Annotated in this window: 5 protein-coding genes, 2 tRNA genes and 1 pseudogene; 4 read left to right on the forward strand and 4 right to left on the reverse strand. The window is 66.4% G+C overall.

The annotated features are described in order from the left end of the window. Positions 1-542 precede the first annotated feature (542 nt). A complete protein-coding gene (locus BGI51_RS15540) occupies positions 543-4013 on the reverse strand; it encodes a hybrid sensor histidine kinase/response regulator (protein ID WP_187978895.1) in 3471 nt (1156 codons plus the stop codon). A 157-nt stretch (positions 4014-4170) separates the two neighbouring features. On the opposite strand from BGI51_RS15540, the gene BGI51_RS15545 reads away from it, so the two are divergent. Next, positions 4171-4737 (forward strand): GNAT family N-acetyltransferase, encoded by a 567-nt coding sequence (locus tag BGI51_RS15545; RefSeq protein WP_133859529.1) that lies wholly within the window; start codon positions 4171-4173, stop codon positions 4735-4737. A gap of 185 nt (positions 4738-4922) precedes the next feature. Then, positions 4923-7379: a putative bifunctional diguanylate cyclase/phosphodiesterase gene (locus BGI51_RS15550; protein ID WP_187978896.1), complete on the forward strand. Its 2457-nt coding sequence runs from the start codon at positions 4923-4925 to the stop codon at positions 7377-7379. Here BGI51_RS15550 and BGI51_RS15555 read toward each other — a convergent pair. Further along, positions 7329-8270, reverse strand: a complete 942-nt coding sequence (locus BGI51_RS15555; RefSeq protein WP_187978897.1) for a bile acid:sodium symporter family protein — start codon at positions 8268-8270, stop codon at positions 7329-7331. The two genes, BGI51_RS15550 and BGI51_RS15555, sit on opposite strands and share 51 nt — an antisense overlap. Before the next feature lie 60 nt (positions 8271-8330). After that, complete coding sequence (rdgC, locus tag BGI51_RS15560; RefSeq protein WP_187978898.1) at positions 8331-9251, reverse strand: recombination-associated protein RdgC; 921 nt, start codon at positions 9249-9251, stop codon at positions 8331-8333. Between the two features lie 210 nt (positions 9252-9461). Between rdgC and BGI51_RS15565 the strand changes: the two genes are divergently transcribed. Together BGI51_RS15565 and BGI51_RS15570 are read left to right on the forward strand one after the other, a co-directional pair. After that, positions 9462-9537: transfer RNA gene (locus BGI51_RS15565), tRNA-Val, on the forward strand. A gap of 13 nt (positions 9538-9550) precedes the next feature. Next, positions 9551-9627 (forward strand) — tRNA-Asp (locus BGI51_RS15570). Positions 9628-9998: 371 nt separating this feature from the next. Here BGI51_RS15570 and ydiJ read toward each other — a convergent pair. Beyond that, positions 9999-13026 (reverse strand): annotated as a pseudogene (gene ydiJ / locus BGI51_RS15575) (D-2-hydroxyglutarate dehydrogenase YdiJ). Positions 13027-13099: the final 73 nt, after the last annotated feature.

Below are 13099 nucleotides of genomic sequence, written 5' to 3' on the forward strand. Positions count from 1 at the left end.
GGCGCGTCCATGCCTGATTGACAGGTTGGGCGTCGCCACGACAGCCCTGAGCAAAAGCAGGCAGTCTACCCGATGACCGGCAGAGGACAAGGCTAGCCTTTGGCCTGCGTGCGGCCGCAGCTGTCGGCTCTAGCCTGCGGCCCGCCTCCCGATACTGCCTCCCGGGAGGCTCGAAAAAATTTGTTTCACGAATACTTGACAATTGTGCGACAGCTGCGGGGTATCCGTTGGTCTTTTTTACCTAGAGTTGTGCACAAGTTGTGCTAGCGCATGTCAAGCCCTGTCTGGCCTGGAGTTTTCCCTGCCGAAAATCCTGCTTTTGAATTAAGTTGTTGATTATGTTGAACTTATTAAAGTGATTAAAAAATGACCAACTTGTTTGGGGGGCCCGCAGAGCAAGGCTCCGGGTTCTTTTCCACCATGTTTTCAACAAAGTTATCAACAGAAGCTGTGGATTGTTCTGTCTCTCAGGCCTCTGACAACCTTAATCGACGCTGAACGAAAGGCCGTTCGGCGTCGTGACGTGCCGTCTGCGTGTTCCCTCAACCGGAGAGCGCCAGTTGCCGACTCAGCAAGGCGCGTAGCGAGGCCGGCTTGACCGGCTTGGGCAGGAAATCCAGTCGCGCCTGACGCACCCGGTCCAGGCATTCCGGTCGGCCATCGGCACTGATGACGATGCCGGGGATGTCCTGGCCCAGGGCCTGGCGAATCCATTCGGCGACATCCGGACCGGTGTCGGCATCGCTCAGGTGATAGTCGACGATGAGCAGTCGCGGTACCACGCCCTGGGCGAGCAGGGCAGCGCATTCCTCGCGACTGCGTGCGGTCCAGACCTGGCAGCCCCAGCGGCCCAGCAGGCTGCGCAACCCGAGCAGGATGCTGTCTTCGTTGTCGATGCACAGCACCGGATCGCCGGCCAGGGGCTGGGCGGTTTCGCTGGCGGTCGCCGCCTGGATGGCCAGCGCGGGTGCCAGGGGCACCTTGACGCTGAAGACGCTGCCATGACCCGGCCAGGAGCGCACCGAGAGTTCGTGACCAAGCACCCGGCAAAGGCGATCGGCGATCGCCAGGCCGAGCCCCAGGCCCTTTTCCGCGCGGGTCTGGTGGCTGTCCAGGCGCTTGAATTCCTCGAAGATCAGCTCCAGCTTGTCCGCCGGGATGCCGGGGCCGCTGTCCCAGACCTCCAGGCTCACGCTCTGGCCCTGGCGGCGGACCCCGAGCAGCACCCGGCCATGGGCATATCTCAGGGCATTGGTGAGGAAATTCTGCAGCACCCGCCGCAGCAACTTGCTGTCGCTGTTGACCACCAGCCGACTGCTGCGGATGCGCAGGTTGGTGCCCTGGTTCTGCGCCAGAGCCTTGAATTCCACGCCCAGGGCCTCGAACAGGGTGGCCAGGGAAAAGGGTGCCGGCGTGGCCTGGATGCGACCGTTCTCCAGTCGCGAGATGTCCAGCAGATCGGCGATCAGGTCTTCGCTGGATCTCAGGGCGCTGTCCATGTTGCGCACCAGTTCCTGGGCTTCCTGGGCCAGGCCGTCCTGGTGGGCGAGGGCGGCGGTGAAAAGGCGGGCGGCGCTCAGCGGCTGCATGAGGTCGTGGCTGACCGCGGTGAGGAAGCGGCTCTTCGACTGGTTGGCCGCTTCCGCATGAGCCTTGGCTTCCTCCAGCGCCTGGTTGAGCTGGGACAGTTCGCGGGTGCGTTCCTCGACGCGCTGCTCCAGGCCCTCGTTGGCTTCGCGCAGAGCGCGCTCGGCCTCGCGGAAGGCGGTGATGTCGGTAAAGCTCATCACGAAGCCGCGCCCGGGCATGGGACTGCCGATCAGCTCGATCACCCGGCCATTGGGAAAGGTGCGTTCCGAGGTGTGGGGGATGCCCTGGCGCATCCGCTCCACCCGCCGGGCCACGTGCTCGTCGGGATCGCCCGGTCCGCAGAGGCCGCGCAGGGCGTTGTAGCGGATGATCTCGGCGATGGGCCGGCCGACCTGGATCATGCCGTCAGGATAGTCGAACAGCTCCAGGTAGCGCTGGTTCCAGGCCACCAGCCGCAGCGACTGGTCGACCACGCTGAGGCCCTGGGAGATGTTCTCGATGGCGCCCTGCAAGAGCGCCCGGTTGAATTCCAGCACCTCCGATGCCTCGTCGGCGATGCGCACCACGTCGTCGACCTGCATGTCGCGGCCTTCGATGGCGGCCTTGACCACGGCGCGTGCCGAGGAGGCGCCGATCACCCCGGCCAGCAGGCGCTCGGTCTGGGCGATCCATTCGCTGTTGGCATTCATCGCGGGGTGATAGGTCAGGCCGCTCTGCTCGGCGAAGCGACTGAAGCTCAGGCGGGCGCGCTCGTCGCCGACGAAGCGGGCGGCGAGCAGCCGCAGGTCCTCCAGCTTGACCGCCAGCAGGGCGCGATTGCGCGGTCGGGGCAGGGCGTACTGGGCGATGAAGCGCCCGGCTTGCCAGTATTCCGATACCCGGGTCCGCGAGAGCAGCGACACCAGGGCGAACAGCAGGAAGTTGCCGGCCAGGGAGACCAGAGCACCGACCGTAGTTGGTTGCAGCGTCCGCTCCCCCGCGGGTTGCTCGAACCAGGCGAGGCCGGGAAAGGCGTGCAACGGCCACTGCAGACTGGTGGCCACCACCGGCAGCACCATCAGGTAGCCCCATAGCAGGGCCCCGGCGGTGAGGCCGGCAAAGACGCCGCGGCGATTGGCGGCCTTCCAGAACAGCGCCCCGACCATGGCCGGTCCGAGCTGGGCGATGGCGGCGAAGGCGATCTGGCCGATGGTGGCCAGGCTGGCATTGGAGCCCAGCAGGCGATAGCTGCAGTAGGCCAGGACCAGGATGACCACGATGCTGGCGCGGCGCACCGTGAGCATCCAGTGGCTGAACACCGCATGGGGACTCTCCACCTGGCCCCGGCGCTTGAGTAGCCAGGGCAGGACGATGTCGTTGGAGATCATGGTGGAGAGGGCCACGCAGGCGACGATCACCATGCCGGTGGCGGCCGAGGCGCCGCCCAGGAAGGCCAGCAAGGCCAGCCAGGGACGCTCCTGGGCCAGCGGCAGGCTGATGACGAAGGAGTCGGGCAGTACGCCGCCGGGCAGGTGCAGCTGGCCGGCCAGGGCGATGGGGATGACGAACAGGGCAGCCAGCGCCAGATAGAGCGGAAACACCCAGCGCGCCAGGTTGACGTCCCGGGTATCGGTGTTTTCCACCACCGTGACATGGAACTGGCGCGGCAGGCACATCACGGCGATGAAGGCCACGCCGGTCTGGATCAGCAGGCCCGGCCAGTCCAGCGTCTCGCGCCAGTATTCCTGCAGTTGCGGCGCCTGCTGCGACCGGGTCAGCAGATCGGCGAAGCCGTCGTGCAGGCCATAGGTGACCCAGAGGCCGACGGCGATGAAGGCGGCGAGCTTGACCAGGGATTCGAAGGCGATCGCCAGCATCATGCCGCGATGGTGCTCGGTGACGTCCAGGTTGCGGGTGCCGAAGAGAATGGCGAAGACCGCCAGCACCAGGGAGACGAACAGCGCGGTGTCTTGGGCGCGGGTGCTCAGGGACTCGGCATTGATGCCGGTCAGCAGGTTGACGCCGATGACGATGCCCTTGAGCTGCAGCGCCAGGTAGGGCAGGACGCCGACCAGGCAGATGAGCGCGACGACGATGGCCAGGGTCTGCGACTTGCCGTAGCGGGAGGCGATGAAGTCGGCGATGGAGGTGATGTTTTCCTTCTTGCTGATCAGCACCATCTTCTTGACCAGTTGCGGCGCCAGCAGCAGGAACAGGATGGGCCCCAGGTAGATGGGCAGAAAGGACCAGAGCTGATCGGCGGCCTGGCCGACCGCACCGAAGAAGGTCCAGCTGGTGCAGTAGACGGCCAGCGACAGGCTGTAGACCCAGGCCCGCAGGCGCGGCTTGAGCGGTGGTCGGCGATCGCCATAGAAGGCGATGGCGAACAGCAGGGCCAGGTAGCCGAGGGTAACGGTGATGATCAGCCCGCTGGGCAGGGACATGGCGACTCCAGACATTCCAGGCGCCCATCGCGCCCGGACAAAGTGTCGCACCTTGGGCTGCCAGACGTCAGTTCCGGCACGTGGAGAGACGCCGTGGGTTGAGCCGGACGGCTGGCCCTGTTAGGTTTGCGGGCTGATTCAAGCGAGAGAGACCGCCATGTTCCAAGCGCAGCCCATTTCCCTGCAACGTGGTGCGCTGCGCCTGGACCCCCTGGCGGAAGGTGACGTGCTGGAGCTGGTCAGCCTGGCCGAGCGCAATCGCGAAGCGCTGCACTACCTGAGCGGTCCTCTGCGTCCGGACTGGTATCGCCAGGCGCTGGCCGAGCAGCGCGAGGGGCGCGCCTTGCCCTTCGCCGTGCGCATCGCCGACCGGCTGGTAGGCACTACCCGCTTCGCCGACTTCCTGCCAGCACTGCCCGCCGCCGAGATCGGCTGGACCTGGCTCGACAGCGAGCAGCATGGCAGCGGGCTCAACGGCAACATCAAGTACCTGATGCTGCGCCATGCCTTCGAGCAGTGGCAGCTGGTGCGCGTGCAGCTCAAGACGGCCGCGACCAATCTCAGATCCCAGGCGGCCATCGAGAAGTTGGGCGCGGTTCGCGAAGGCCTGCTGCGTCATCATCGCCGGCTGGCGGATGGCCGGCTCGACGACACCGTGATGTACAGCATCACCGATCGCGAATGGCCCGAGGTGAAGGCCCGGCTGGAGGCGTCCTTCAACTAGCGGTGGCGTCTGACCTACCGTTCGTCGGCAACCTCTGGCAGCAGCATGGCCAGAGGCCGTCTATGTCGCTTGTTTGGCGCCGGTAATCCAGCGCAGCAGTTTTCCATGCCAACAGTTTTCCGCAAAACGGCCGACATGCCTGCTCAATGGCAAGAATTCGCCTGTCTCCTTTTGCGGATCGCTGTATGTCTTCACTGTCGCCTTCCTCTGCGCTGCGTACGCTGCGGGTCGTCTGGCCCTTCGTCATCATCCTGTCCTGCCAGGCACTGGTCGCCATCGTCAGCCTGCAACTGCTGTCGACGGTGCGTGCCTACGTTTCCGCGGAAAGTCTGTGGAGCAAGAGCCTCGGCAACGCCATGCTGTCGCTTGGCGCCTATCTAGATGAGGGGCGCTCGGAGTCCTATCGGGATTATCTGGCGTCCATCAGCGTCAACGATCTCGACCGGGCGGCGCGGCAGGAGCTGGATACCGACGGCAATCCTGCCGAGGCGGCGCGCCTGCTGCGCCTGGCGGGCAACCACCCTGACGATATCGACGGCCTTATCGCCCTCTTTCAAATGGCTCGCCATGTGGAGCCCTTCGAAGGGGTGATCGCCCGCTGGCAGATCACCGATCCCTACATGGACGAATTCCAGGCCCTGGCACGCACCGGCTTCGAATTGATCAAGCTGCAGGGACCGGGACCGGCGCTGATTCCGCTGAAACGCCAGCTGCTGGATCTGCATGACCGGATGATGCCGGAAACGGTGGCCTTCTCGGAGCGCCTCGGGTCGGCCTCGCGCCAGTTGGTCGAGGCCCTGTTCATCGCCAACGTCCTGGTCGGCGCCCTGCTGGTGCTCCTGGCGCTCTGGCGCATGCACAGCCTGGTACAGCAGCGCTGGCGCTCCGAGCAGGCGCTGCAGGCCGAGAAGGAACATATCCAGGTCATCCTGGCTTCCCTCGGCGATGCGGTACTGGCGCTGAATGCCCAGGGGCGGCTGCTCTATCACAACCCGGCGGCGGAGCGCCTGCTGGCGCGGCCGGGGCTGGCCGCGGGCACGCCCGTCACCCACCTGTTCGACATCCAGACCGAGGATCAGCCGGCGTCGACCCGACCGCTGGCCGAGCGCTTGCGCAGCCAGGACTGGCTGGTGGGCGACGAGCCCCTGGCGCACCAGCTGGTGCGCGTCGACGGCACCCGGGTGCCGGTGGCCCTGACGGTGACCACGCTGCCGCGGGACGAATCCGGCACCGGGGTGGTGCTGGTCATGCACGACCAGACCCGCGAGCGCGCCTTCCTGCATGATCTGGCCTGGCAGGCCAGTCACGATGCCCTTACCGGGCTGCTCAATCGCCGCGAATTCGAGACCCGTCTGGAGCGGCTGCTGGCGCGCGAGGACCTGGCCTGTGCCTCGCTGCTGTTCATCGATCTGGATCAGTTCAAGATCGTCAACGACACCTCCGGCCATTTCCATGGCGATCGCCTGCTGCGCCAGCTGTGCGAATTGCTCGGCCAGCAGCTGGGCGAGGACGACTGCCTGGCGCGCCTGGGTGGCGACGAATTCGGCGTGCTGCTGGAAAATCGTACGCCGGCCCAGGCCGAGGCGGTTGCCGAGCGACTGCGCTGCTGCGTGGGTACCCTGCAATTCGAAGCGGCCGGACAGGGCTTTCGGGTCGGTCTGAGCATCGGCGTGGTGCACCTGGGGGGACAGGCCCTGGCGCCCGAGGAGGCACTGCGCCTGGCGGACCTGGCCTGCTACGCGGCCAAGGACAAGGGCCGCAATCGCATCCAGGTCTTCGCCCCGGGCGATGTGGAGCTGGACCAGCGCCATGGCGAGATGGCCTGGGTGCAGCGGCTGCACCGGGCGCTGGCCGAGGACAGCTTCCGGCTGTATGTCCAGCCGATCCTGGGGCTGGGCCAGGAGACCGCCGCGGATCGCCACGTGGAGGTGCTGATGCGGCTGGAAGAGGGCGAGCGGCTGATCGCGCCGGGTGCCTTCATTCCGGCCGCCGAGCGCTATGGGCTGATGCCGGACCTGGATCGCTGGGTGATCGCCGCGGCGCTGGCCCGTTTCGCCGAGCTGCCCGCCGGGCTGCTCGACACCCTGGCCATCAATCTGTCCGGGCATTCCCTGGGCGAGGCAGGTCTCGCGGATTTCGTCAGGCAGCAACTGCAGCGCTGGCAGATCGCGCCGGCGCGGATCTGCTTCGAGATCACCGAGACCAGCGCCGTGGCCAATCTGGATGCGGCGCGGCTGTTCATGGACGAATTGCGCGGCCTGGGGGTGAGATTCTCCCTGGACGACTTCGGCGCCGGGATGTCGTCCTTCACCTATCTCAAGCACCTGCCGGTGGACTACCTGAAGATCGACGGCAGCTTTGTCCGCCATCTCCTGGAGGACGCCGTGGACAGCGCCATGGTCGAGGCGATCAACCAGCTCGGCCATCTCACCGGCAAGAAGACCATCGCCGAATTCGCCGAAAATGCAGCGGTGGTAGCGGCGCTGGCCACCCTGGGGGTCGACTATGCCCAGGGCTATGGCATCGCCCGGCCGCAGCCCTTCACCGAAGACACCTGCCAGGCGCTGGTCCGGCAGGTGTGGCGCGAGCCCTCAGGGACGGACGTCGTCGTCCTTGAAACGGCGGAAGAGGGTCGCCAGTAGCGCCCCGGATATGTTGTGCCAGACGCTGAACAGGGCGCTGGGAACCGCGGCCAGCGGCGAGAAATGCGCCGTGGCCAGGGCGGCGCCGAGTCCGGAATTCTGCATGCCCACTTCCAGCGCCAGGGACTTGCGCTGGGCCACTGGCAGCTTGCAGAACTTGCCGGTGAGATAGCCGAGCAGGAAGCCGAAGCCGTTGTGCAGGATCACCACCGCCATGATCAGCAGCCCGGATTCGGCGATGCGCGCCTGGCTGGCGGCCACCACCGCGGCGACGATCACTACGATGCTCACCACCGAGGCCAGCGGCAGCACCTCGACCAGGGCGCCGACGCGCTGGCCGAGCAGGCGCTGGGCGACCAGGCCCAGGGCGATGGGCAGCAGCACCACCTGCAGGATCGACCAGAACAGCCCGCCAAAGGAGATCGGCAGCCAGGTGGAGGCCAGCAGCCAGATCAGCGCCGGGGTCAGCAAGGGGGCGAGCAGGGTGGTCACCGCGGCGATGGCGACCGACAGGGCCAGGTCGCCCTTGGCCAGCCAGGTCATGACGTTGGACGCCGTGCCGCTGGGGCAGCAGCCGACCAGGATGACGCCGACGGCGATTTCCGGCGGCAGGTGGAACAGCTGGCAGAGCGCCCAGGCCACGCCCGGCATGATGACGAAGTGGGCTACCACACCCAGCAGCACCCGCCAGGGGTGACGGCCGACCGCGGCGAAATCCTCGACCTTGAGGGTCAGGCCCATGCCGAACATGATCACCCCCAGCAGCGGCACGATGGCCACGCTCAGCGGCTTGAACACCGCGGGGGCGAAGAACGCCAGCAGGGCGGCGAGCAGCACCCAGAAGGCGAAGGTATTGCCGACGAAGCGGCTGAAGGCGGCCAGGGCACGCATGGCAAACTCCTTTTCAAAAGGGCAGAAAAAAGGCCGGTCTGCGCCGGCCTTGAAACGAGCTTAGAGCCCCTGGGGCAATTCTTCACCCCCCAGAGCCTCGATCAGCTGAGGCAGGAATTCCGCCAGGGTCATCATCATCAGCACGAAGCTGGCGTCCTGCTGGCCGAGGGCGTCTTCGCCGCCATCCTGTTCGGCCTGGTCCTGCAGCAGGTCCTCGAACTTCAGCCGCTTGATGGTGACCTTGTCGTCCAGCAGCAGGGCGAGCTTGTCCTGCCAGGCCAGGGCCAGCTTGGTGACCAGCTTGCCGGCGCCCAGGTGGTTCTGGATCTCTTCGCTGGTCAGGTCCTGACCCTTGCAGCGCACCACGCCGCCGTCTTCACCGGCATCGCGCAATTCGCACTCGTCGAGGATGTAGAGGCCATGGGTGGCGTCACCGGCCTTGACCCAGTCGGTGAAGGTGGCCATCGGCGCCTGCTTGACGCCCAGCGGCCGGACCGGCAGCGAGCCCAGGGCATCGCGCAGGGTGGAGAGCAGGTCCTCGGCGCGCTTGGCGCTGGAGGCGTCCACCAGGATCCAGCCCTGCTTGGGATCGATGGCGGCATAGGTGGTCTGGCGACGGATGAAGGCGCGCGGCAGGAAGGCCTGGACGATCTCGTCCTTGATCTGCTCCTTCTCCTTCTTGTAGACCTTGCGCATCTGCTGGCTTTCGATCTCGTCGACCTTTTCCTGCACGGCTTCCTTGACCACGCTGCTGGGCAGGATGCGTTCTTCCTTGCGCGCGGCGATCAGGAAGAAGCCCTGGCTTTCGTGCACCAGCGGCAGGTCCGGGCCCTTGCCGAAGGGCGCGACGAAGCCGTAGGTGGACAATTCCTGGCTGGCGCAGGGGCGAGCCGGCTTGGCGGCGAGCGCGGCTTCGAGGGCTTCGGTCTCGAAGGCGACTTCCTGGGTGAGACGGTAGAAGAGCAGATTACGGAACCACATGGTGTCACTCCCAAAAACGAAGCGCGCATTATCCGCGTCGCCCGCCCCGGAGGCCAACCCCGGATCGCGGTGGTCGTCGGGAATGCGCGCTTTCTCCGGTTGCGCCGGGGGCGGCGCTAAGCCTTTGGAAGTGCTGGAAAATTTTTTTTCAAAAAGGGGTTGCCAGGTCGGGAACCCCTCCGTAGAATGCGCCCCACTTCGAGAGCAAACGGGTGATTAGCTCAGCTGGGAGAGCATCTGCCTTACAAGCAGAGGGTCGGCGGTTCGATCCCGTCATCACCCACCACTCGAGGTAATGCGCAGCGGTAGTTCAGTCGGTTAGAATACCGGCCTGTCACGCCGGGGGTCGCGGGTTCGAGTCCCGTCCGCTGCGCCATTTAAGGGTTGTCTGGTTCTGAACGCCAGCAGCCATCGAAGAGCGGCCCTAGTGGCCGCTTTTTCGTTTGGGCGCGATTTTTCAGGTCGGGCTTTCTCAAGGTTTTCCCTTCTTTATATAAATTGCTAGGTCGAGGGTTTTGCCCGACGGCGCTGATTGCATGCGTGTGGAAAACGCTGCGCGGTTTTCCACACCATCTGGCTACGCGTTGCTCGTGGTCGTGGTCGCGGCGGTCCGCCGATGCGGACGCTCCCATGATAGAGCTCTGATCGCGGCCATGGGCCGCTCCTACAGGCACGGAGACCTCCGTAGGAGCGGCCGCATCGGCGGACCGCCATGGCCGCGATAGCGTGGCAGAACGCGAGGCGAGTTCAGCCCCTTACCGCATCCAACACCGCTTCCAGCGGGTGGCGCAGGCGGCGGTCGTCGATGCGCTTGACCTGGCTGCGGCAGGAGTAGCCGGTGGCCAGGGCTTCGCCCTGTTCCGCCGGTATCGCCAGGGCGCGGGCCCAGGACTGGTCGTAGATCACCCTGGAGGTCGCCAGGTTGCGCGCCTCGTGGCCGTAGGTGCCGGACATGCCGCAGCATCCGGTGCTTTCCGGCTTGAGCCCCAGACCCAGGCGCTCGAACACCTGCTGCCACTGGCTGACGCTGGCGGGGGCGTTGGTCTTTTCGGTGCAGTGGCCGAGCAGGCGATAGACCTTGTCACCGACCACCTGCTGCTCTTTCGGCAACACCTGCAGCAGCCACTCCTGGGGCAGCAGCACCTCGGGCATCCGGGCGATGCCGGGAACCTTGGGTATTCCTGGCGATAGACCAGGGTCATGGCCGGATCGAGGCCGACCAGTTTGACGCCGAAGCCGGCCAGGCTGGCGAGCCCCGCCGCGTTGCGCCGCGCCGTGCGCTCGAAGGCGCCGAGGAAACCCTGCACCTGCAACGGCTTGCCGTTGGCGCGATAGGGCGCGAGGAACACTCGCTGGCCGAGCCGCGCGGCCAGTTCGAGGAAGGCGGCGGTGAGCGGAGTCTCGAAATAGCGGGTGAAGGCGTCCTGCACCACCACGAGGGTCCTGGCGCGTTCTTCATCGCTCAGGGCCAGCAGCCGCTCGGGGTGGCGATCTGTACCTGCCATTGATGCATGACCGGCACCAGGTCGAAACGGCTGAGCAGGGGGCTGTCGACCATGCCGATGCGCTCGGCGAACAGCCGCTGAATGGGTGTGGCGCCCATGACGGCGTTGTAGAGACCGGGGGCGCGGGCGAGCAGCGGCAGGCTGAATTCCAGCGAACCTATCAGGTAGTCGCGCAGGGGGCGCAGGTAGCGACGGTGATAGAGCTCGAGAAAGCGCGAGCGAAATTCCGGCACATTGACCTTGATCGGGCACTGGCCCGCGCAGGACTTGCACGCCAGGCAGCCGGCCATGGCGTCATAGACCTCGTGGGAGAAGTCCGCCTCGGCCTGGCGGCCATTGCGCCAGCGTTGCGGCAGGGCCTTGAGCCAGTTCCGGGCACCACGCGGCGCGGGGGCCAGGACATCGATGCCGGCCTGGCCCTGCAGGCGCAGCCATTCACGGATCAGGGCGGCGCGCCCCTTGGGTGAGTGGATGCGCTGGCGGGTGGCCTTCCAGGACGGGCACATGGCGTCGTCGGGATCGTAGTTGTAGCAGGCGCCATTGCCGTTGCAGTGCATGGCGGTGCCGTAGCTCTGCCAGACGCGCTCGTCGAGGGTGCGGTCCAACTCGCCCCTGAGGGTCACGCCATCGACCTTGAGCAACTCGGCGCCGCTGGCGAGCGGGGTGGCGATCTTGCCCGGATTGAGCTGGTTGTGCGGATCGAAGGCACCCTTGAGCGCCTGCAGCGCGGGGTAGAGGTCGCCGAAGAAGGCCGGCGCATATTCCGAGCGCACGCCCTTGCCGTGTTCGCCCCAGAGCAGGCCACCGTATTTCTGCGTCAGCGCGGCCACCTGGTCGGAGATCGGCCGCACCAGCGCCGCCTGGCGTGGGTCCTTGAGATCCAGCGCCGGACGCACGTGCAGCACCCCGGCGTCGACATGGCCGAACATGCCGTATTGCAGGTTGTGGCCATCGAGCAGGCCGCGGAATTCGGCGATGAAGTCGGCCAGGCGCTCGGGCGGGACCGCGGTGTCTTCGACGAAGGGCTGCGGACGGATCTCGCCCTGGACGTTGCCCAGCAGGCCCACGGCGCGCTTGCGCATGGTGTAGACGCGGGTCACGGCGTTGCGGCCGATGGCCAGGGTGTGGCCGAGGCGCTCGACGGTAGTGTCCTGGCGCAGGTGGTCGAGGAAGCCCTGGACGCGGGCATCCACTTCCTCGGGATCGTCGCCGCTGAATTCCACCAGGTTGATGCCCAGGGTGGGGCGCTCCACATCTTCGGGGAAATACTCCGCCACGCTGTGCCAGACGATGTCCTGCATGGCCAGCAGGAGCACCTTGGAATCCACCGTCTCGATGGACAACGGCTTGAGTTCGATCAGGGCGCGGGCGTCGCGCAGGGCGTCCATGAAGCTGGCGTAGCGGACGTTGACCAGCACCGAATACTTGGGAATCGGCAGGACGTTGAGCTTGGCCTCGGCGATGAAGGCCAGGGAGCCTTCGGCGCCGCAGAGCACGCTGTTGAGGTTGAAGCGGCCGTCCGCCTCGATCAGGTGCGCCAGGTCATAACCGGTCAGGCAGCGATTGAGCTTGGGAAAGCGTGCCTCGATCAGTTCGGCCTGCTGCTCGGCGATGTCCCGCGCGCAGCAGTAGACGGCCCCGGTGCGATCGTCGCGGGCGCAGAGGGCGTCCAGTTCGGCGCTGTCCACCGGGCGACTTTCCAGGCGTTCACCGCCGATCAGGTAGGCGTCCAGTTCCAGCACGTGGTTGCGGGTCTTGCCGTAGGTCACGCTGCCCTGGCCGCTGGCGTCGGTGTTGATCATGCCGCCGATGGTGGCGCGGTTGGAGGTGGACAGCTCCGGGGCGAAGAACAGGCCGTGGGGGCGGAGCGCGGCGTTGAGCTGGTCCTTGACCACGCCGGCCTGGACCCGCACCCAGCCCTCCGCGGCGTTGATCTCCAGGATCCTGTTCAGGTGGCGGGAAAGGTCGACCACGATGCCGTCGGTGAGGGACTGGCCGTTGGTGCCGGTACCGCCACCGCGCGGGGTCAGGACCACGCCCTGGAAACGCGCCTCGCCCATCAGTCGGGCCAGGCACTGGACGTCGGCGCTGTCCTTGGGAAAGACCGCCGCCTGGGGCAGGCGCTGGTAGATGGAGTTGTCGGTGGCCATGACCGTGCGGCTGGCATGGTCCAGCGCGATCTCGCCCTGGAAGCCGCTGGCGGCGAGGGTGGTCAGGAAGTCGGTGTAGGCGGCGGCGAGGGGCGCCGGGGCCGGCAGGCGGGCGATCATGTTCATCAGGCGGGCTCTCTGGCGGCGGACGGCCGTCTCCTTCAGCGAGCGAAGGAATGGCGTCGACCTTTTC

It is taken from the genome of Pseudomonas oryzihabitans (assembly GCF_014522265.1).
GTDB classification, from domain to species: Bacteria; Pseudomonadota; Gammaproteobacteria; order Pseudomonadales; family Pseudomonadaceae; genus Chryseomonas; species Chryseomonas aestiva.